This is a genomic window from Pseudomonas sp. NPDC087612, assembly GCF_044743505.1.
GTDB lineage: Bacteria > Pseudomonadota > Gammaproteobacteria > Pseudomonadales > Pseudomonadaceae > Aquipseudomonas.
In genome coordinates this window covers 184,099-204,328 of record NZ_JBIUWO010000002.1, presented here as the reverse complement: position 1 = coordinate 204,328, position 20,230 = coordinate 184,099, and the positions used below count along the sequence as shown (strand labels likewise).

The 20,230-nt window shown below is 63.3% G+C and carries 21 protein-coding genes; 9 read left to right on the top strand and 12 right to left on the bottom strand.

Going from position 1 to position 20,230, the window contains the following annotated elements; all coding sequences use genetic code 11:
- Positions 1–10: 10 nt before the first annotated feature.
- Entirely contained in the window at positions 11–889 is an 879-nt protein-coding gene (dapA, locus tag ACIOVF_RS04545; protein ID WP_093386329.1) for a 4-hydroxy-tetrahydrodipicolinate synthase, read from the bottom strand.
- A 260-nt stretch (positions 890–1,149) separates the two neighbouring features.
- On the opposite strand from dapA, the gene ACIOVF_RS04540 reads away from it, so the two are divergent.
- Positions 1,150–1,710 carry a glycine cleavage system protein R gene (locus ACIOVF_RS04540; RefSeq protein WP_038996628.1) on the top strand — a complete coding sequence of 187 codons (561 nt, stop codon included), beginning with the start codon at positions 1,150–1,152 and terminating at the stop codon, positions 1,708–1,710.
- Positions 1,711–1,721: 11 nt separating this feature from the next.
- Positions 1,722–2,195 (top strand): peroxiredoxin, encoded by a 474-nt coding sequence (locus ACIOVF_RS04535; RefSeq protein ID WP_045193510.1) that lies wholly within the window; start codon positions 1,722–1,724, stop codon positions 2,193–2,195.
- A 102-nt stretch (positions 2,196–2,297) separates the two neighbouring features.
- Here the strand turns inward: ACIOVF_RS04535 and ACIOVF_RS04530 are convergent, their stop codons facing one another.
- Positions 2,298–3,368, bottom strand: coding sequence for an AI-2E family transporter (locus tag ACIOVF_RS04530; protein WP_401287841.1), 1,071 nt, complete (start codon positions 3,366–3,368; stop codon positions 2,298–2,300).
- A 24-nt stretch (positions 3,369–3,392) separates the two neighbouring features.
- Positions 3,393–3,632: a sulfurtransferase TusA family protein gene (locus ACIOVF_RS04525; RefSeq protein ID WP_045193512.1), complete on the bottom strand. Its 240-nt coding sequence runs from the start codon at positions 3,630–3,632 to the stop codon at positions 3,393–3,395.
- A 124-nt stretch (positions 3,633–3,756) separates the two neighbouring features.
- Here ACIOVF_RS04525 and ACIOVF_RS04520 point away from each other — a divergent pair, with 124 nt between their 5' ends.
- Positions 3,757–5,190, top strand: coding sequence for a M48 family metalloprotease (locus ACIOVF_RS04520; protein WP_045193514.1), 1,434 nt, complete (start codon positions 3,757–3,759; stop codon positions 5,188–5,190).
- A gap of 69 nt (positions 5,191–5,259) precedes the next feature.
- On the opposite strand, the gene nadA is transcribed toward ACIOVF_RS04520, so the two are convergent.
- The 4 genes from nadA to ACIOVF_RS04500 form a co-directional block, all read right to left on the bottom strand.
- Complete coding sequence (nadA, locus tag ACIOVF_RS04515; RefSeq protein WP_258609928.1) at positions 5,260–6,318, bottom strand: quinolinate synthase NadA; 1,059 nt, start codon at positions 6,316–6,318, stop codon at positions 5,260–5,262.
- A gap of 226 nt (positions 6,319–6,544) precedes the next feature.
- Complete coding sequence (locus ACIOVF_RS04510; RefSeq protein WP_176794291.1) at positions 6,545–8,041, bottom strand: YdgA family protein; 1,497 nt, start codon at positions 8,039–8,041, stop codon at positions 6,545–6,547.
- Positions 8,042–8,095: 54 nt separating this feature from the next.
- Positions 8,096–8,965 carry an oxaloacetate decarboxylase gene (locus tag ACIOVF_RS04505; RefSeq protein WP_045193517.1) on the bottom strand — a complete coding sequence of 290 codons (870 nt, stop codon included), beginning with the start codon at positions 8,963–8,965 and terminating at the stop codon, positions 8,096–8,098.
- 53 nt (positions 8,966–9,018) lie between these two features.
- Positions 9,019–9,933: a helix-turn-helix domain-containing protein gene (locus tag ACIOVF_RS04500; protein ID WP_045193518.1), complete on the bottom strand. Its 915-nt coding sequence runs from the start codon at positions 9,931–9,933 to the stop codon at positions 9,019–9,021.
- Positions 9,934–10,107: 174 nt separating this feature from the next.
- Between ACIOVF_RS04500 and ACIOVF_RS04495 the strand changes: the two genes are divergently transcribed.
- From ACIOVF_RS04495 to ACIOVF_RS04485, 3 genes are read left to right on the top strand one after another with little or no spacing between them, the layout of a single operon-like run.
- Entirely contained in the window at positions 10,108–11,466 is a 1,359-nt protein-coding gene (locus tag ACIOVF_RS04495) for a glutamine synthetase family protein (RefSeq protein ID WP_045193707.1), read from the top strand.
- A gap of 50 nt (positions 11,467–11,516) precedes the next feature.
- The gene (locus tag ACIOVF_RS04490) at positions 11,517–12,605 is read left to right on the top strand and encodes a polyamine ABC transporter substrate-binding protein (protein ID WP_195885867.1); all 1,089 of its coding nucleotides are present in this window, start codon (positions 11,517–11,519) and stop codon (positions 12,603–12,605) included.
- Positions 12,602–13,900: an NAD(P)/FAD-dependent oxidoreductase gene (locus ACIOVF_RS04485; protein ID WP_401287833.1), complete on the top strand. Its 1,299-nt coding sequence runs from the start codon at positions 12,602–12,604 to the stop codon at positions 13,898–13,900. Before ACIOVF_RS04490 ends, ACIOVF_RS04485 begins: the two co-directional genes overlap by 4 nt.
- 54 nt (positions 13,901–13,954) lie before the next feature.
- On the opposite strand, the gene ACIOVF_RS04480 is transcribed toward ACIOVF_RS04485, so the two are convergent.
- On the bottom strand, positions 13,955–14,380 hold the full coding sequence (locus tag ACIOVF_RS04480; protein WP_401287830.1) for a hypothetical protein: 426 nt from the start codon (positions 14,378–14,380) through the stop codon (positions 13,955–13,957).
- Between the two features lie 101 nt (positions 14,381–14,481).
- Between ACIOVF_RS04480 and ACIOVF_RS04475 the strand changes: the two genes are divergently transcribed.
- On the top strand, positions 14,482–15,129 hold the full coding sequence (locus ACIOVF_RS04475) for a TetR/AcrR family transcriptional regulator (protein ID WP_401287827.1): 648 nt from the start codon (positions 14,482–14,484) through the stop codon (positions 15,127–15,129).
- A 6-nt stretch (positions 15,130–15,135) separates the two neighbouring features.
- Here the strand turns inward: ACIOVF_RS04475 and ACIOVF_RS04470 are convergent, their stop codons facing one another.
- Together ACIOVF_RS04470 and ACIOVF_RS04465 are read right to left on the bottom strand one after the other, a co-directional pair.
- A complete protein-coding gene (locus ACIOVF_RS04470) occupies positions 15,136–15,816 on the bottom strand; it encodes a peptidoglycan DD-metalloendopeptidase family protein (protein WP_401287824.1) in 681 nt (226 codons plus the stop codon).
- Between the two features lie 48 nt (positions 15,817–15,864).
- Positions 15,865–16,746 (bottom strand): LysR family transcriptional regulator, encoded by an 882-nt coding sequence (locus tag ACIOVF_RS04465; protein ID WP_401287821.1) that lies wholly within the window; start codon positions 16,744–16,746, stop codon positions 15,865–15,867.
- 91 nt (positions 16,747–16,837) lie between these two features.
- Between ACIOVF_RS04465 and ACIOVF_RS04460 the strand changes: the two genes are divergently transcribed.
- Positions 16,838–17,788: a DMT family transporter gene (locus ACIOVF_RS04460; RefSeq protein WP_401287818.1), complete on the top strand. Its 951-nt coding sequence runs from the start codon at positions 16,838–16,840 to the stop codon at positions 17,786–17,788.
- On the opposite strand, the gene ACIOVF_RS04455 is transcribed toward ACIOVF_RS04460, so the two are convergent.
- Positions 17,730–18,188 carry a carboxypeptidase regulatory-like domain-containing protein gene (locus ACIOVF_RS04455; RefSeq protein WP_401287815.1) on the bottom strand — a complete coding sequence of 153 codons (459 nt, stop codon included), beginning with the start codon at positions 18,186–18,188 and terminating at the stop codon, positions 17,730–17,732. The genes ACIOVF_RS04460 and ACIOVF_RS04455 overlap by 59 nt on opposite strands.
- A gap of 148 nt (positions 18,189–18,336) precedes the next feature.
- On the opposite strand from ACIOVF_RS04455, the gene ACIOVF_RS04450 reads away from it, so the two are divergent.
- Complete coding sequence (locus ACIOVF_RS04450) at positions 18,337–19,590, top strand: SMI1/KNR4 family protein (protein ID WP_045193527.1); 1,254 nt, start codon at positions 18,337–18,339, stop codon at positions 19,588–19,590.
- Positions 19,591–19,593: 3 nt separating this feature from the next.
- Here the strand turns inward: ACIOVF_RS04450 and ACIOVF_RS04445 are convergent, their stop codons facing one another.
- The gene (locus ACIOVF_RS04445; protein WP_401287812.1) at positions 19,594–20,214 is read right to left on the bottom strand and encodes a CatB-related O-acetyltransferase; all 621 of its coding nucleotides are present in this window, start codon (positions 20,212–20,214) and stop codon (positions 19,594–19,596) included.
- Between the last annotated feature and the right edge of the window lie 16 nt (positions 20,215–20,230).

Below are 20,230 nucleotides of genomic sequence, written 5' to 3'. Positions count from 1 at the left end.
ACGTCCTCAATTAAAACTTCAGGCCGCACTGGCGCATCGCCTGGCGTACCGTATCGTGACAGGATTCGCTCAGCCAGGTCAGTGGCAGGCGGATGCCCTTGTGCATCAGGCCCATTTCAACCAGAGCCCACTTCACCGGAATCGGGTTGGCTTCGATGAACAGGTCCTTGTGCAGCGGCATCAGTTGTTCGTTGATTGCGCGAGCCTTCTGGGCATTGCCCTCAAGGGCGGCTTCGCACAGATCGGCCATTTCTCGCGGGGCGACGTTGGCGGTAACCGAGATGTTGCCCTTGCCGCCCAGCAGGATCAGCTCGACAGCGGTCGGGTCATCGCCGGACAGGACGATGAAGTCCTTGCTGACGCCGTCAAGGATGGCCTTGGCGCGCTTGAGGTCGCCGGTGGCCTCTTTGATGCCGATGATGTTCGGCACAGTCGACAAACGGATCACGGTCTCGGCCTGCATGTCGCAGGAGGTGCGGCCAGGGACGTTATAGAGGATCTGCGGGATGTCGACGGCTTCGGCAATGTGCTTGAAGTGCTGGTACAGGCCTTCCTGGGTCGGCTTGTTGTAGTACGGCACCACCAGCAGGCAGGCATCGGCGCCGGCTTCCTTGGCGTTGCGGGTCAGGTGCACGGCTTCGCTGGTGGAGTTGGCGCCGGTGCCGGCGATCACCGGGATACGGCCATTGACCTGCTTGACCACCGCCTTGATGACTTCAATGTGCTCATTGACATCCAGGGTCGCCGACTCGCCGGTAGTACCGACGGCAACGATGGCGTGGGTGCCGTTTTCCAGGTGGAAGTCCACGAGTTTGCTGAGGCTGTCCCAATCAAGACGCCCTTGTGCATCCATGGGTGTGACCAATGCCACCATACTGCCCGCAATCATGAAACTGCTCCTGCCGGAAAAAGAGAGCGGTAATGGTACTGGCGCCATCGGCCTTGCACAAGCGAAGCAGGCGGGCGGAGCATTCCCCTCGGCGGCCATTTTCGCTACCCTTCTGTCTTTGATCGGTACATAGTGGCCCGCCGGGCTGCCGACAATGCGCGTAGCCAGCGCCGCAAGGCTCGATCCTGAGCCCCGGGCGCCTGCCTACCGGCCTTTTTGCCACGTCAGGTACCGACCGCTCATCGCTTTAGGAATGCTGCATGTCCACCCCCACCGTTCGCGAACAATTCCTTGTCATCAGCGCCCTGGGTGCCAATCCCATGGAACTGACCAACATCCTGTGCCGGGCCAGCAACGACAATCGTTGCTCGGTCGTCACCTCGCGCCTGACCCGCCACGGCGAGTGCAGTGCCCTGGTCCTGCAGGTCGCCGGCAGCTGGGACGCCCTGGCGCGCTTCGAAGGCGCCCTGCCGGGCCTGGCCAAGAAGCACACCTTCACCGTCAACGTGGTGCGCAGCGCCGAGCTCGAAGTTCGCCCGCTGTCGCTGCCGTACGTGGCCTATGTCAGCGCCGCCTACCGCCCGGACATCATCAACGAGCTGTGCCAGTTCTTCATCGACCACCATGTGGAGCTGGAGAACCTCACCTGCGACACCTACCAGGCCCCGCAGACCGGCGGCACCATGCTCAACGCCACCTTTACCGTGACCCTGCCGGCAGGTACCCAGATCAGCTGGCTGCGTGACCAGTTCCTGGACTTCTCCGATGCGCTGAACCTGGATGCGCTGATCGAACCGTGGCGCCCACAGAACCCGATGTAAGGAAGCTTTTCATGGCCGTTGAACTCGACCAACCCGTCGCCGATTTTGAGGCCCAGGCCACCAGCGGCCAGACCGTCAGCCTGGCCGGGCTTAAAGGCCAGCAGGTGGTGCTGTACTTCTATCCCAAGGACAGCACCCCGGGGTGCACGACCGAAGGCCAGGGTTTCCGTGACCAGCATGCAGCCTTTGCAGCGGCCAACACCCAGGTGTTCGGCGTATCGCGTGATGGCATCAAGTCCCACGAGAACTTCAAGGCCAAGCAGGCCTTCCCCTTCGAGCTGATCAGCGACAAGGACGAAGCCCTGTGCCAGCTGTTCGACGTGATCAAGCTGAAGAAACTCTACGGCAAGGAATACCTGGGCGTGGACCGCAGCACCTTCCTGATCGACAAGGACGGCGTGCTGCGCAAGGAATGGCGCGGGGTGAAAGTGCCAGGGCATGTCGATGCCGTACTGGCGCAAGCGCAGGCGCTGAACAAGGCCTGATAGCGCTTTACCTGTGGGAGCTGGCTTGCCAGCGATTGCATCACCGCGCTGGCCGCAAGGGCCAATGCGCCTGTATCGCTGGCAAGCCAGCTCCCACAATGCTCAAAGCAGCGGCGCCACCACCGGCTCTCGCCGCGGCCAGGCATCCAGCACGGCCTTGAACAGGGTCGCCAGGGGGATGGCAAAGAAGATCCCCCAGAACCCCCACAGCCCGCCAAACAGCAGCACCGCGCAGATGATCGCCACCGGGTGCAGGCTCACCGCCTCGGAGAACAGCAGCGGCACCAGCACGTTGCCGTCCAGGGCCTGGATGATCGCGTACACCGCCATCAGGTAAATGAACTGATCACCCCAGCCCCACTGGAACAGCGCAATCAGGGTTACCGGTACGGTCACCACCACCGCGCCGACATAGGGCACTACCACCGACAGGCCGACCAGCAGGGCCAGCAACGCCGCATAGTTGAGCCCCAGGCTGATGAAGGCGATGTAGGTGGCCACGCCACAGATCAGAATCTCGATGCCCTTGCCGCGAATGTAGTTGGCGATCTGCCGGTTCATTTCTTCGGCCACCCGGGTCATCAGCGCCCGCTCCTTGGGCAGGTAGCCACTGACCCAATCGGCGATCTGCTGGCGGTCCTTGAGAAAGAAGAACACCAGGATCGGCACCAGCACCAGGTAGATCATGATGTTGACCAGCAGCGGCAGGCTCGACAGCGAGAAGGTCAGCGCCCACTGGCCGAACTTGCCGATCTCGCCGCGCATCACCTCGATGGCCTGCAGCACCTGCTCGTCGGAGACCAGGTGCGGGTAGCGCTCGGGCAACAGCAACAACAGCGACTGCCACTTGCCGAGCATGCCCGACAGTTCGTTGAACAGGGTGATCAGCTGGTGCCAGAGCAGCGGCACCAGCACCAGCAGGAACACCGCCAGGGCGCCCATGAACAGCATGAACACCAGCCCGACCGCATAGCGCGTGGGCACCCGCAGGCGCTCCAGGGCGTTGACCAGGCCTTGCATCAGGAACGCCAGAACCATCCCCGCCAGCACCGGCGCGAGCATGCCACCGAGGGTCAGGACGGCGGTGAACGCCAGAAACAGCAAGACCGCCAGCACCACCGCTTCTTCATCGGAGAAGTAGCGCTGCATCCAGTCGCGAAGCACCTTGAACATTGACGATCCTTTAACAGAAAAAACTCAGGCCTTCTTCAGCCAGTAGGTGTAAACACCGGCCTCGGCCTCTTCGAGCAGCAGCGTATGACCGGCCAATCGGGCAAAAGTGCGAAAGTCGCGCTGGGAACCGGCGTCGGTGGCAATCACCTTGAGCACCGCGCCAGTGGCCAGGCGATTGAGCTCCATCTTCGCCTTGAGCAGCGGCAGCGGGCAGTTCAGCCCGCTGGCGTCGAGTTCGGCGTCATGGGTCGGGGTCTCGCTCATGGGGGTCTCCAGGCAGGAATGCGGGCACAGGTAGCATTTTGAACAAGCCCGGTAGGATACCGCCACTGGTCGCCAACGTGCGAGCGGGCTACAGTAAGGTTCTTTGTCGACCAGAGCTTCGTGCATGAATTTTCTGCGCCCTACCCTGCTGACGCTGGCCTGTTTGATGGCGCTCCCCAGCCATGCCGACGACCTGCCGTCACTCGGCGACGCCAGTTCTGCCATTGTCTCCCCGCAACAGGAACACCAGCTGGGCCGCGCCTGGCTCAGTCTGCTGCGGGGCAATGTCAACCAACTGAACGATCCCCAGCTCAAGGATTACGTCGAAACCAGCGTCTACCGCCTGGCCGAAACCAGCCAGTTGCAGGACCGGCGCCTGGAGTTCATCCTCATCGACAGCCGCGAACTCAACGCCTTTGCCGCCCCCGGCGGGATCGTCGGGGTCAACGGCGGGCTGTTCCTCAATGCCCAGACCGAAGGCGAATACGCCTCGGTACTGGCTCACGAACTGGCGCACTTGTCGCAACGCCACTTCGCCCGCGGCGTCGAGGCCCAGCAGCGCATGCAGTTGCCGATGATGGGCGCGCTGCTGATCGGTATCGTCGCCGCCGCGGCAGGTGCCGGTGATGCCGGTATTGCCGCAATTGCCGGCACCCAGGCGGCCGCCATCCAGGAGCAGCGGCGCTTCTCCCGGCAGAACGAACAGGAAGCCGACCGCATCGGTATCCTCAACCTCGAGAAGGCCGGCTATGATCCGCGCAACATGCCGACCATGTTCGAGCGCCTGATGCGCCAGTACCGCTACGACGCCAAGCCGCCGGAATTCCTCCTGACTCACCCGGTTACCGAATCGCGCATCGCCGACACCCGCAACCGCGCCGAACAGGCGCCCAAGGGTGGCACCGAAGACAGCATGCGCTACCAGCTGATTCGTGCCCGGGTGGCGCTGATCTACGAAGGCACCCCCGGCCTTGCCGCCAAGCGCTTCCAGGCCCAGCTCGACGAAAACCCGCAGATGGACGCCGCCCGCTACGGCCTGGCGCTGGCGCAGATCAAGGGCGGGCGCCTGAACGAGGCGCGCGAGAACCTCAAGCCGCTGCTGGCCAAGGCGCCCAACGACATCACCTACAACCTGGCGCAGATCGACCTGGACATCACCAACAACCGCCTGCCCGATGCCCAGCAACGGGTCGAGCGGATGCGCAGCCTGTACCCGGCCAACTACCCGCTGCAACAGGCGCGCATCGACCTGCTGCTCAAGCAGAACCGCCCTGCCGAGGCAGAGAAGGCGCTGGATGCGCTACTCAAGAACCGTCCTGAAGACCCGGACGTCTGGTATGACGTGGCGGAAGTGCGGGGCTTGTCGGGCAACACCATCGGCCTGCACCAGGCCCGCGCCGAATACTTTGCCCTGGTGGGCGACTTCGACCAGGCCCTGCAGCAGCTCGACTACGCCAAGCAGCGCGCCGGCAACAACTTCGTCCTGGCGTCGAAGATCGATGCGCGTCAGCGCGAGCTGATGGAGCAACAGCGGATGGTCAAGGACATGATGCGCTAACACCGCAAAAAGCATCGCGGGGCAAGCCCGCTCCTACCGTAGGAGCGGGCTTGCCCCGCGAAGGCGTCGTCAGGCGTTACCGGACAACTTCATCCGCGCCGCCTGGGTGAAGTCGAGCATACGCTTGAGCGGCTTGATCGCCTGGGGGATCAACGCCGGCTCAACGAAAATCTCGTTAGTGCCTTCGCGCAGGCACTGCAAGGTGCGCTCCAGGGTATTCATCGCCATCCACGGGCAATGCGCGCAGCTGCGGCAGGCCGCGCCGTTACCGGCGGTAGGCGCTTCGATGAAGATCTTGTCGGGGCACAGCTGCTGCATCTTGTAGAAGATGCCGCGGTCGGTGGCGACGATGAAGGTCTTGTTCGGCAGGGTCTGCGCCGCCGCAATCAGCTGGCTGGTGGAGCCCACTGCGTCGGCCAGGTCGATCACCGCCTCGGGCGACTCCGGATGCACCAGGATTGCCGCATCCGGGTACAGCGCCTTCATGTCGGCCAGTTGGCGCGACTTGAACTCTTCGTGGACGATGCAGGCACCGTCCCACAGCAGCATGTCGGCGCCGGTCTGTTTCTGGATATAGCGACCCAGGTGCTGGTCCGGGCCCCAGATGATGGTCTCGCCGTTGTCCATCAGGCTTTCGACGATTTCCAGCGCGCAGCTTGAGGTCACTACCCAGTCGGCGCGGGCCTTGACCGCCGCCGAGGTGTTGGCATACACCACCACGGTGCGCTCGGGGTGCTTGTCGCAGAACGCCGAGAACTCCTCCACCGGGCAGCCGAGATCGAGCGAGCAGGTCGCCTCGAGGGTCGGCATCAGCACGCGCTTTTCCGGGGTGAGGATCTTGGCCGTCTCGCCCATGAAGCGCACCCCGGCGACCACCACGGTCGAGGCCGCGTGGTTCTTGCCGAAGCGGGCCATTTCCAGCGAGTCGGACACGCAGCCACCGGTTTCCTCGGCCAGGGCCTGGATCACCGGGTCGCAATAGTAGTGGGCAACCAGCACCGCATTTTGCGCCTTGAGTTCGGCGGCAATGGCGGCGCGGTAGTCGGCCTCTTGCTCGGGCGTCAGCGGCGTGGGCTGCTTGGCATCGAGGTGAGCCTGGACGAGAAGGCGTTCGGAAATCTGGGTCATGATCGCTGGACCTGCAGGCGCTTGAGCGCGTAAGTCGAGTGTATCACCGAGCCCTGGCAAATCGGCTACAGGCTCCACAGGCAGGGCAAAACAGCCTTGCGCACAGAACCACGGACCAGCTGCGGCCTCGGGTTTTTATAGGATGCCGAAGGCTACAGATAATCGAATGAATTCAAAAGGTTTTTTTAGTGAAACAAGCCCGGGGCGGGCGCCCCGGGCCTGAACATCAACCGCCGGTCGCCTGCATTGCGCTGGCGTTGGCCATGATCACGCTGGCGAACTGCTCAACGGTCATCTTCTGGCCGTTGAAGTCGACCATGCCATCGGCATAGTGCAGCGAGGTAACAATGTCATTGCCCTCGACCTTGGCCATCTGGCTCTGCACCGCCATCATGCTGACCATTTCCCCGGCCTGGGCCGCTTGCTGGGAAACGATGGCAGCATCGGTCTGGCCTTCGAACTGCGCCTGCAGGGTCGCCAGGTCACCGATCATCGGCTTGGACAGCGACAGCTTGCTCTGCAGCTGGGTGATCAGCTGCTTGGACAGCTCCTCGGGCGGCAGCTCCAGGGAGGTCGGGTTGGCCAGGTCGACGCTGAAGCTGAAGCGGCTTTCGCCATTGGCAGTCTTGAACGACAGATTCTCCAGGGCGATCTGCGGCTTGGCTGCCAGCAGGCGCTGCACATCGCTGCGCACCTGGGCCGTTTCAGCCTCGGTCATCGCCAGGTCCGGCATGCCTGCACCTTCGGCAGCGGCCTGCTGGAACTCAGGCAGGCGGCTCTGGTACCAGCCGATCAGTGCCTGCATGGCCGGGATGTCGAGACGCTTGAGGCTCCAGACCATCTCGCCGGCACCGATGGCCTTGCCGTCAAAGTTGATGTCGCCAACCTTGTATTCCATGCGTGCCGAGAGCTTGTCGCCGTCGTTCTTGTACTCGTTGTTCTGCGCCAGGCCCTTGAGCTTCAGGACCTTTTGCTCGTCGCCGAAGGTGGCGACCGTATCAGCCACGGCCATGTCCATCTTGCCGACATAGAAGCCGAACGGCGTCTTGGTCATGTCGCCGGTCAGGCTCAGGCCCTTGATCTCGACTTTCAGCACTTTGCTGTCAGGGTCGACCAGGTTCAGGCTCAGGCCGCCCGACTGGCCGGTGAGCTGCACGTGTTCGGCGCCTTCGTTGCCGTGGCCGGTGACTTCAAACCCGGAGAACTTCAGCGACGAGCCGTCCTTGCTCCACTCGATCGGCGCCACCTGGAAAGCGCTGTCCATCGAGCGATCGTAGCCGTAGGCAACCTGGCCTTGCAGCGGCGAAACGTCTTTGGTCAGGGCGAACCAGTCGGCGGTGGCCGCGTCTTTTTCCAGGCTGTAATGACTGGCTGCCATGACCGGCATCAGCTTCAGCGCCTTGACCCGCGACAGCGGCAACGGCCCGTGTTCGATCTGGTCGACAAAATTCAGCTCGAAGCTTTTGCTGTCTTCGCCAACCTGCAGGTTTTTTACCTTGAGGCGGTATTTGGCGGTACTGCTGAACAGATGGCTGTCCAGCGATACCAGCTCAAGCTCCACGAGGGTGTCCATACCCACCAGCGCCTGCTTGGTCTGGGCGTTGGATTCGGCGATGGTGGTTGCCAGCACGCCTGGCAGTTGCTTGCCGGTGTACCAGGCACCCGCGGTGCACACCGCTGCCACTGCCACTGCGAGGCCGAGTACGCCTGTAGATTTCTTCATGAATTGTTTCGCTTCCATTTGTAGAGAGTTGTTGCGTTGACTAAGCCTTGCGGCCTATTCGTTGACGTCCATGTACTCGCGGGCCCAGACGATGTAGTCGTCCGGTTGCGTGTAGGTATGGGTGAGTTCGGTGGCGCTCAGGTCCGAGGTGCTGCTGGTGATGCCGCGCTGCTCGCGCAGGCAGTCGTAGGTGGCCTTGATCGCGGCAAAGTAGGCGCCATGACCATCGACGGCAATGCGCACGCCCAGCTCGGCCAGGCGCGCATCATCATGCAGTTGCGGGTTGCCGTAGGTGACCAGCATCAGCGGCACGCTCAGGTGTGCGGCAATCTGTTCCAGGTGTTCGAAGTCGCGGATACCGACAATGCACAAGGCGTCTGCGCCGGCGTTCTGGTAGGCCACGGTGCGGGCGATGACTTCTTCGGTGGCAATCAGCGCCGCGTTGGTGCGGGCAATGATCGACAGCTCCGGGTCAACTCGCGCCTCCAGCGCCGCGCGGATCTTGCCGACCCCTTCGGCGATGCTGATCAGGTCGGTGGACTTGCGCCCGAACTGGGCCGGCAGCAGGGTGTCCTCGATGGTCAGCGCGGCAATCCCGGCACGCTCAAGCTCGGTCACCGTCCGCATCACGTTGAGCGCGTTGCCATAGCCGTGGTCGGCGTCAGCAATTACCGGCAGTTGCGCCACCCGGCCGATCCGCGTCGCCTGCTCGGCGAATTCGCTCAGGCTGATCAGGGCAAAGTCAGGGGCGGCCAGCACCTGCAGGGAGGCCACCGAACCGCCGAGGATCCCCACCTCGAAGCCCAGGTCAGCGGCAATGCGCGCCGACATCGGGTCGAAAACAGAGGCGGTGTGGTAGCAGGCAGGTGAGGCAAGCAGTTGGCGGAACGCGCGACGCAGGTCTTGGTGGGAGGCTCTTGGCATGGTCTTTCCAGGCTATCGACTTCATTTAGTAGGTCGAACATTACCACTGCTGGCTATCTGACTGACAGCGCCACGCGCTTCAGGGTCTCGCTGGGCAGCTCCTTGAACAGCTTGCGGTAGCTGTCGGAAAACCGTCCCAGGTGCCAGAACGACCAATGCATGGCCACTTCGGCGACGGTGGTATCGCTGGGCGTGCAACTGAGCAATTCACGCCGTGCACTGTTGAGCCGGCGCAAGCGCAGCCACTGCGCCGGGGCCATGCCGGTGAAGGTCTTGAAGGCGTGCTGCAGCTGGCGCAGGGACACCCCGGCAACCTGCGAAAGCTCAAGCAGATTGAGGGTTTCTTCCGGGCAATCTGCCGCCCATTCGCCAACCTTGCGCATGATTGCGCGCTCTTCGGTACGCCGCCACAACGCCCCGCGATCGAGGCAGATGCACGCGTTATCGAGGATGAACAGGCAGTCTTCCAGCAACTGCGCGGCCAATGCGTCCTGGCTTGGCGGGTCGATGGTCTGCGAGATGCGCGTGAGGGTGCCGCTCAGCCACCGGCTGAACAGCTCGTTCTGCATCGAGTTCAACGGCGCCATGAACAGCCCGTCGAGGCGGGCGATGTCCAGGCTGTGGCGCTGGACGAATTCCGGGCCGAACACCACGGCCACTTCCTGGTAGTTCTCCGGGGTGATCCAGATGTTGCGGCTTTCGCCATTGAGCACGTAAAGGCTGTGATCGTTGCGGTCGAAACAGAACGCCAGGGAGCCGGCCGGCGCACTGAAATTCTGCTCGACCCGGGTGTTCATGCACTCCTCGTAGATCTCCACGCCCTGCAGGTCGAGGCAGCGCAGCTGGCCGGCGAAATGCCCGGGAGACATCTGTTGGTAATGCTGGGTCCAGCCCGGGGTGGCACGGACCTGTTCGGTGACATCGGCGGTATTGAAAGCTTGAACCCGCAAAGGCGTTGACGCTGTCATGAGCTGCTCTTTATGCACTCTTTTGGTGCATTTTAGTCTTGCTGAAAGTGGATAGATCGAATGCGCAAGCGTCACCCAAGATAGACCTCAACGCGCTACAGGGGAAGCCGCTTGGGTGGCAAGCCGGTCGCAACTGCCGGTCCTGGCGTGGATAAAACCAACAACGAGGTCTTTATGAATGCCCCTTTCGATCAGCTGTCTGCGTGGCTGAAAGAACACAAGATTACCGAAGTCGAGTGCGTGGTCAGTGATCTGACCGGTATCGCCCGCGGCAAGATCGCACCGACCAACAAGTTCCTGCATGAACGAGGCATGCGCCTGCCGGAAAGTGTGCTTCTGCAAACGGTAACCGGGGACTTTGTCGACGACGACATCTACTACGACCTGCTCGATCCGGCCGACATCGACATGGTCTGCCGCCCGGATTCGGCGGCGGTGTACGTGGTGCCATGGGCCATCGAGCCGACCGCCGTGGTGATCCACGACACCTTCGACAAGCAAGGTAACCCGATCGAGCTGTCGCCGCGCAACGTGCTCAAGAAAGTCCTCAAGCTCTACACCGACAAGGGCTGGCAGCCCATCGTCGCCCCGGAGATGGAGTTCTACCTGACCCAGCGCTGCGAAGACCCGGACTTGCCGCTGCAGGCGCCACTGGGCCGTTCGGGCCGGGCCGAAAGCGGCCGCCAGTCGTTCTCGATCGATGCCGCCAACGAATTCGACCCGCTGTTCGAAGACGTCTATGACTGGTGCGAAGCCCAGGGCCTGGACCTCGACACGCTGATCCACGAAGACGGCCCGGCGCAGATGGAAATCAACTTCCGTCACGGCGACGCCCTCGACCTTGCCGACCAGATCACCGTGTTCAAGCGCACCATGCGCGAGGCGGCGCTCAAGCACAACGTCACCGCCACCTTCATGGCCAAGCCGGTGGGCGACGAGCCGGGCAGCGCCATGCACCTGCACCAGAGTGTGGTCGACATCGCCACCGGCAAGCCGATCTTCGTCGACGACAACGGGCAAATGAGCGAGCTGTTTCTGCATCACATCGGCGGCTTGCAAAAGTACATCCCCAAAGTGCTGCCGATGTTCGCCCCCAACGTCAACTCGTTCCGCCGTTTCCTGCCCGACACCTCGGCGCCGGTGAACGTCGAATGGGGCGAAGAGAACCGCACCGTGGGCCTGCGCGTACCGACCTCGAGCCCCGAGGCGATGCGCGTGGAAAACCGCCTGCCCGGCGCCGATGCCAACCCTTACCTGGCGATTGCCGCCAGCCTGCTGTGCGGCTACCTGGGCATGGTCGAGAAGATCAACCCCAGCGCTCCGGTCCAGGGCCGCGCCTACGAGCGGCGCAACCTGCGCCTGCCGATCACCATCGAAGACGCCCTGGCGCACATGGAAGACTGCCCGACCATCGAGCAGTACCTGGGCAGCAAGTTCGTCCGCGGCTACGTGGCGGTCAAGCGTGCCGAGCACGAGAACTTCAAACGGGTGATCAGTTCCTGGGAGCGCGAATTCCTGCTGCTCAGCGTCTGAGCCCGAGCTTGTAACAAGTATCGAAAACAACAATTCAAAAAGGTGTCGATATGCGTCCCATGAAAACAGTCGTAACTGCAACCCTGGCGCTGCTGGTCAGCGCCGTGGCCCAGGCCCAGCCCAGTGTCAGCGTGTACAACTGGACCGACTACATCGGTGAAACCACCCTGGCGGATTTTCAGGGCAGCACCGGTATCAAGGTCATCTACGACGTGTTCGACTCCAACGAAACCCTGGAAGGCAAGTTGCTCGCCGGTCGCACCGGCTACGACGTGGTCGTGCCTTCCAACCACTTTCTGGCCCGTCAGGTCAAAGCCGGGGCCTTTCTGAAACTGGACCGCGAGCAGTTGCCGAACTGGAAGAACCTCGACCCGGTGCTGCTCAAGTTCCTCCAGGAGAACGACGCCGACAACCTGCACTCGGTGCCCTACCTGTGGGGCACCAACGGCATCGGCTACAACGTCGACAAGGTCAAGCAGGTGCTGGGCGTCGATCACATCGATTCCTGGGCAGTAATGTTCGAGCCCGAGAACCTGAAAAAGCTCAGCCAGTGCGGCGTGTCGTTCATGGACTCGGCCGACGAACTGTTCCCGGCCATCCTCAACTACATGGGCAAGGATCCGCGCAGCGAAAAGCCTGAAGACTACAAGGCGGCCGAGGCCAAACTGCTGACCCTGCGCCCCTACATCACCTATTTCCACTCGTCCAAATATGTCTCGGACCTGGCCAACGGCGATATCTGCGTGGCCTTCGGCTATTCGGGCGACGTGTTCCAGGCCGCCAACCGCGCCAAGGAAGCCAACAACGGCGTGAACATCGCCTACGCCATTCCCAAGGAAGGCAGCAACCTGTGGTTCGATTTGCTGGCGATTCCCTCCGACGCCAGCAACCCGAAAGCGGCCTACGCCTTCATCAACTACCTGCTCGACCCGAAAGTGATCGCCAAGGTCAGCGGCGTGGTCGGCTACGCCAACGCCAACCCGCCGGCCAAGCAGTACATGGACGCGGAGCTGGTCAACAACCCCGAGGTGTACCCGCCGCAAGCAGTGCTCGACAAGCTGTATGTGTCCAGCACCCCGACGCCGGCGATCATGCGCCTGATGACCCGCTCCTGGAGCAAAGTGAAGTCGAACAAATGAACCAGTACAGCCCTGAACACGCCCGCTCCTACTACAGCGCCACGGCCCATGACCTGGCGCCCTACCCTGCCCTGGGCGCCGATCTGCAGGCCGATGTCTGCGTGATCGGCGGCGGTTTTACCGGGGTCAACTGCGCCATCGAACTGGCCCAGCGCGGGCTCTCGGTGATCCTCCTCGAAGCCCGGCGCATCGGCTGGGGCGCCAGCGGGCGCAACGGCGGCCAGCTGATCCGCGGTATCGGCCATGAGGTCGAGGGCTTCGCCCGCTACGTCGGCCAGGAGGGGGTGAAGTACCTGCAACGCGCCGGCATCGAATCGGTCGAGGTGGTGGCCGAGCGCGTCCGCACCCACGGCATCGATTGCGACCTGCGCTGGGGCTTTTGCGAACTGGCCAACACCCCGGCGCAGTTCGCCGCCTTGCGGGCCGAGCAGCAAAGCCTGGCCGAGCAAGGCTACCGGCATGAAACCCAATTGATCGGGCCCGAGCAGATGCATCAGGTGGTCGCCTCCGACCTGTATGCCGGCGGCCTGATCGACCGCGGCTCGGGCCACCTGCATCCGCTCAACCTGGTGCTGGGCGAGGCACGCGTGGCCGAGACTCTCGGCGTGCGCATCTTCGAACAGAGCCCGGTGCTGGAAATCAGCCATGGCGCCACTGCGCAGGTACGCACCCGCCACGGCACGGTACGCGCCGGCAGCCTGGTGCTGGCCTGCAACGCCCACCTGGATGAACTGGAACCGCGCCTGAGCGGCAAAGTATTGCCCGCCGGCAGCTACATCATCGCCACCGAACCGCTGTCCCAGGCGCAGGCCGAGCAACTGATTCCGCAGAACCTGTCGCTGTGCGACCAGAAGGTTGGCCTGGACTACTATCGGCTGTCGGCCGACCGCCGCCTGCTGTTCGGTGGTGCCTGCCACTACTCCGGGCGCGACCCTGCAGATATCGCCGCCTACATGAAGCCGAAGATGCTCAAGGTGTTCCCGCAACTGGCCAGCACCCGCATCGACTTTCAGTGGGGCGGCAAGATCGGCATCACCGCCAATCGCTTCCCCCAGGTCGGCCGCCTGCAACAGCACCCGAACGTGTTCTATGCCCAGGGCTACAGCGGCCATGGCCTGAACGTCACCCACTGGACCGCGCGGCTGCTGGCCGAGGCCATTCACGCCGGGCACAGCCAGGGCCTGGATGTGTTCAGCGCGGTGCCGCACCTGACCTTCCCCGGCGGCAAGGCCCTGCGCTCGCCGTTGCTGGCGTTGGGGATGTTCTGGTACCGGCTGCGCGAGGTGCTGGGCTAGTCAGCGCCCACCCCTGGCAATCACCTTTTTTCCTCCTGTGCGCTTGCGGCCGACTCAATTGGGCGGCTGCTGCGTTGCCCGCCCTGTGGTCAACAAGCTCAAGGCCAGGTTATGGGCCAGCGCCGCCCCGGGGACGGCGTGCACCGGCACGCCATAAACTGCTGCCAGTACCGGTGCCAGGCCGGTCAGTTCGGCAAGGTTGCCCGGCTGCCCGGTTGCCGTCAGGACCATGCCCCGGCACCACGACGCCAGCCACTGGCGCTGGCCCTTGAGCCACAGCACCAGACGCTTGCGCGCCTGCAGGTCGTCCTCGGCCGCTGGCGGCATGGGCGGATAGACCAGAACAAACTCACGGTTGCGCGTCAGCAGCGCTTCGACCTCGACAATCCAGCACTCTACCTCGTCAAGATTGGCAGGCATGGACTTGACGTGAACCAGCGGAAACTCACCGGCATCGAACAGAACCCATTGGTTTAGCATCATCGTACACCTCGATTTAATACTGTACTGTACGATACACTTCTTTGAACAAAGATCAACCCAAACGAGATTTGTTCTCGTTAAGTGACGGACAAGCAACCATGAGTACTGACTGCGAAAACCCCAGGAAGGCCAGCCCGCGCCTCACCGCTCGCGGGCTTCAGCGCCGCCACGCATTGATCGAGGCGGCCACCCGGACGTTTATCGAGCACGGTTTTGAAGGCGCCACCCTGGACATGATCATCGACCTGGCCGGCGGCTCACGCGGGACGCTGTACAGCAGCTTCGGCGGCAAGGAAGGTTTGTTTGCCGCAGTGATTGAACGAATGATCGAAGAGATCTTCGTTGCCCCAGACCCCGGCAGCGCTGCACACGACTCGCTTGAACGCGTACTCGAACACTACGGGCGCCGCTTTCTGCACGGCCTGCTGGCGCCCAGAAGCATCGGCCTGTATCGCTTGATCGTGGCCGAAGCGCCGCGTTTTCCGCAGATCGGCGAGCACTTCTACACCCTGGGCCCCGAGCGCAGCTACCAGTTGCTGGCCGAGCGCCTGGGGCAACTGCACGGTATCCAGGCCGACCGGCAAACCCTCAACCTGGTTGCTTGCCAGTTTCTGGAGATGCTCAAGGCCGACCTGTTTCTCAAGGCGGTCAGCATGCCGGCCTATACCCCGGCCAGCGAGGACATCGAGCAACGTCTGCAACTGAGCGTGAAGATCATCGCCCACTACCTGCAAGCGACGCCTTGAGCGTCCTCAGCTGGCCGGCAACACGCTCAGCGGATCGATCGGCTTGCCGTTCTGGCGGATTTCGAAGTACAGCTGCACGCGGTCGGTATCCAGGTCGCCGGCTTCGGCGATCTTCTGGCCCTTGCTGACGGTCTGGCCTTCCTTGACCAGCAACTTGCTGTTGTGGCCGTAGACGCTGGCATGGGCAGTGCCATGCTGGAGGATGATCAGGTTGCCATAGCCGCGGATGTTGGTCGCGAACGCGACCTTGCCACCCAGGCTGGCGTACACCGGCTGGCCCGGGGTGGCGGCGATGCGAATGCCCTTGTTGAGCTTGTCGGCAGAGGAATAGCGGCGGATCAGCGTGCCCTGCAGCGGCCACGCCCAGCCGCGCAGGGTGACCTTGGTGGCCGGCGCCACGGGCCGGGCCTTGCTGGCACTGCTGGTGGTGCGCGTGGTGGTTTTCGAGCCGCCGAAGCGGATGGTCTGGCCGACATTCACCGCATAGGGCGCACTGATGCCGTTGTAGCGCGCCAGTTCCTTGAAGTTCCAGCCATAGCGCGAGGCAATCGAGTACAGGGTATCGCCGCGCTTGACCTTGTAGGTGCCGGCCACGACTTTGTTGGCGGAGCTACCGGGGCTTGGGGAATGCGAACTGCATGCAGACATCGCCAGCATTACGGCGATCAGAACAAACCTGAAAAACACACCACTTCCTTTTCCCGGAGACGCCGTTGACGAGGGCGCTACTATAAATCAGTCCGCAGCGTTACGCGGCAAACTCCGTGCAAGTTCAATGAAGGCCCGGGTCGCGGGCGAGATGATGCGCTCATCGACCACCGCCACCCCCACCCTCCGCTTGACCGGCGGATCGAGCGGGCGCTGCACATAAGCCAGGCTCGTGGGCAACGGCAAGGACGATTGCGCAACGATGCTCACGCCGTCACCACGGGCAACCATCTCCAGGGTGCTGAGCAGTTGCGAGGTGCGGTAGCGAATCCGGGGTTGCAGCCTGGCGGCAAGAAACAGCCGCGAGACGATCTCGGCTGAACCGGCCTCGGTGAGCACGAACGGGTCCAGGCACAGTTGCTTGAGCGTCACTGAAGGCAGCTGCGCCAGCGCATGGTCGGCGGGCAGCAGCGCAACCATCTGGTCCTCCAGCAGCGGGTAGCTGTCGAACTGCTCTTCAGGCAGCACCACGAAACCGACATCGATGCGCCGCTCCTGCAGCCAGTGCAGCACCTGGCGGTCCGGACCTTCATCGACATGCACCTCGATACCGGGGTACGCCTGACGGTAGGCGGCAAGAATCGCCGGCAGCAAGCGCACCGACGCTGTCGGACCGAATGAGCCGATGCGCAGCGTACCCTGCTTCATGCCACGGGCATCGTGGGCTTCCTGGCGCAGGGTTTCGGCCAGGCCGAGCATGGCCTGGGCCCGCGGCAGCAGGCGGCTGCCAATATCGCTCAGCTCGATCTGCCCCTGCTGGCGCTCGAACAGGGCCACGCCAAGCTCCTGCTCCAGGGCGCGGATGGCGTGAGACACCCCTGATTGGGAGATTTTCAGTTGCGCCGCGGCAAGGGTGAAGCCCTTGCGCGCAGCGACCACGGCGAAGATTTCCAGCTGGGTCAAAGTCATCGAAAGCCCATGAGCAATTGCTCATTTCCCTATGAGTCGGCATTCGGACAAGTATGGCGCATCACCTGTACGCCGTCAGCCGGGGCCCGCCATGCCGTCTCAGTTTTGCACCTACCTGAAACTTGCGCTGGTCGCGATGATCTGGGGCGGCACCTTCGTTGCCGGTCGCGCCGTGGCCAGCGCTGTCGATCCGTTGATGCTCGGCAGCCTGCGCTTTGCCCTGGCCAGCCTGGTGCTGGCGATCATCCTGCGGGTGTCGAAAAAGGGTTTTGTCCGGCTGAGCAAGACCCAGGCCGTGCAAGTCGCCGGCCTGGGGTTTGCCGGCATCTATGCCTATACGCTGTTCTTCTTCCATGGCCTGCAGTACACCGATGCCTCCCGGGCTTCGCTGATCGTGGCGAGCAACCCTGCGGTCATGGCGATCATGGCCTACCTGTGTTTCAGGCAGCGCCTGGGCCGCACACAGTTGCTCGGCGTCGCCCTGTGCCTGCTGGGCGCGGGCTGGGTGGTGCTGGCCCGGGCGCCCGCAGCGATTGGCCAGGGCAGCTGGCTCGGCGATGGCTTGATCTTCGGCTGCGTGCTGAGCTGGGTGATCTTCAGTGTCTGCTGCAGCGGCCTGGTGAAACAGCTCGGCGCGCTGCACACGGTGACCTATGCGGTGTTCGCCGGGGCGGCGATGCTCAGCGTGCACGCCCTGCTCAATGGCAGCCTGAGCATCAGCGCATTGCACGCACTGTCGGCGCCCGAGTTGCTCAGCCTGGGGTACCTGGGGGCACTGGGTTCGGCGCTGGCGTACGTGCTGTATTACGACGCCATCGCCAGGATCGGCGCCACCCGGGCCGGCAGTTTCATTGCCCTCAACCCGCTGACCGCCGTGGTCGCTGGCGCCCTTTTGCTGGGCGAGCAACTGAGCGGTGCCATGCTGGCCGGTGGCACGCTGCTGATCAGCGGCATACTGCTGGTCAACCGCGTGCCGGCACGGCTCAGTTGTCCTGCGGCCAGTGCAGGTTCACCGTGCCGGTCTGGCCGGGAACCAGGTTGACGGCGCCCAGTTGCTGCACGCCATTACGCGAGGCCACCAGGTTGTAATGACCCGGCGGCAGCTTGACGTAGACCATCGGCCCGACCTGGCTCAGTTGCAGCAAGGTTTGCCCCTGCCCGCCCTGGATCGCCAGGTCGACATCCGGCACATACTTGTTCTCGGGGCCGGTCGAGAAGGTCAGATGCAAGTTATAGCCCTGGACTTGCTGAATGGCCCGCGACTCATCGATACCGATACCGCCAGTGACATAACTAATGCCATTCTGCTCCTGGGGCTGCAGCTTGACCCCGGACGCATCGACAGGCTCCTGGTACTCCGAAGCCTGCAAGTGCTGCGCTGGCCAGGCCAGCAGTACAGCGGCCAATGCCGTGAATAACGCGAGTGTGCTGAAGGATTTCATTGCCATGACTCCTGCGCGACAGCGTCCAGACCATTTTACCCCCCTCGTTCCCACGGCTTAGATCGATTCGGCGCAGGGCGCGCGGGCGATACAATGAGGGTTTCGCCGCGTGCTAGAGTCTGCGGCCCAATCCGAAGGTGGACCACGAATGGAACTCTCCCCCGCCGAACATCAGCTGTTGCAGGACCACCACCTGGCCCTGTTCGAAGGCTGCGTGATCTTCGATACTCAACCTGCAATCGACGCCGCCACCCTGGCGCGGATCGAAGCCCAACTGAGCGGCCCGCTACCCGCAGGGCTGTTGCAGCTGTGGCAGACCTGCCTGGGCGGTCGCGTCGGTTACGACCTGGAGGTGGTTTACGACGGCCATCGCCACCCGTTCTCCTTCAGCGAGCTGTTCTACCCGGATAGTGACGGCTACCGCGACCTCTGGGGCTGGATCGAGCACGAACAGGAGCAAGCCGAAGAAGCCGCCCGGGAACACGGCCGCCCCTGGAACGGCAAGCTCGACTACCTGCCGTTCGGCGGATTCGAATATCTGGAGCGCTTGTACGTGTGCGTCACCCCGGGCCCCAACCATGGCGCGGTGATCGCCTGGAGCCGCGGGCTGCCGCCAGCCTGGGCCGGCAGCCTGCACCAGGACAGCCTGGCACGCATCGCCGACGACATCGCCGGGCTGTTCCACCTGCTGGCCTATGAACAAGACCCGTTCGACCCGCAGGCCGAGTACAGCAGCGCCAGCGAACTGCTCGAAGCGCTGGATGAACTGCAAGCAGCCGGTGAGTCGGGCGTGACGCTCAAGGCGCGGCTTGAGACCTTGCTACGCGAACGAGTACTGGACTGGCGCCCGGCACTGGCTGACGGCAGCCTCGCCGGACAACCACGCCTGCGCCAACTGGCGCTGCTCGATGCGGCCAGCCATGGCGATATCGAGCGCCTGGCAGCCCTGCGCAGGGCCGGCTGCGACCTGAGCGAAACGTTGCGTGGACACGGCGCCAGCCTGGAATGCTGCCTGCAGCATGGACACCTGGAAGCTGCCAGTTGGTTGCTCGACCAGGGCATGCCGGTGCAAGCCGACACGCTGCTGGTAGGCGCTGCGCAGGTAACGCCGGCGCTGGCCAAGCGCTTGCTGGGCCTGGGGGCGATTAGTGAACCCAGTGCGGTGCTCAGCGCCATCGCCCAGGACCACCTGGACAGCGCCGAGATCATGGCCCGGCCACTGCTTGAAGCCTCGCCGGACAGTGCCAGTGCCTTGCAAAAGGCGTTGCTCGAACGCGCCGAGCAGCAGCGGCGCGATGCCAAGCGGATCAAGGCCGGCACGTTGTACAGCAACCTCAGTGCCGCCGACTACCTGGCCGAAGCCGAACGCATCGACGCGCTGCGCCAGCGCCTGTTCAACTGACTGTCAGCCGTTACGGGCCTTGATGTAGGCAAGAAAGCTATCAAGGTCCGAGCTGCTGAGCATCCGCGAGACAGCTGTGACTTCATCCATGGGCCAGTCCCACCAGGCCGCTTCGAGCAAGGTGTTGCGCACCTCTTCGTCAAACCGCCACCTGATCTGCTTGCACGGGTTGCCGCCGACCACCGCAAACGGCGGCACATCGCGGGTCACCAGCGCACCGGCGGCGACAATCGCGCCATGGCCGATGGTCACGCCCGAGAGGATCACCGCGTTGGTGCAGATCCAGCAGTCGCTGCCGATCACCACATCGCCCTTGCTCGGCGCATAGTCCTTGATGTCCTTGACGGCATCGACCATGGCCGGGAACGGGTAAGTGGTCAGCCAGTCGGTACGGTGCTCACCGCCGAGCAGTATCTGTACGCCCGCTGCGATCGAGGTGTAGGAACCGATCTTCAGCACTGTATCGTCACCGAACTCGACAACTTCCGGAATCCCGTAGGTGCCCACCCCGACGCTATAACGTGGGTAACGCAGCCTGATCTTTTCTGCCGCACGCTCAAGCTTGTCCATCGAGCGCAGTCGTTTGCGCTCACGCCGCTGTTTCAAGAGGTCGAATAACTTCACAAAGGGGTCCTTGCTG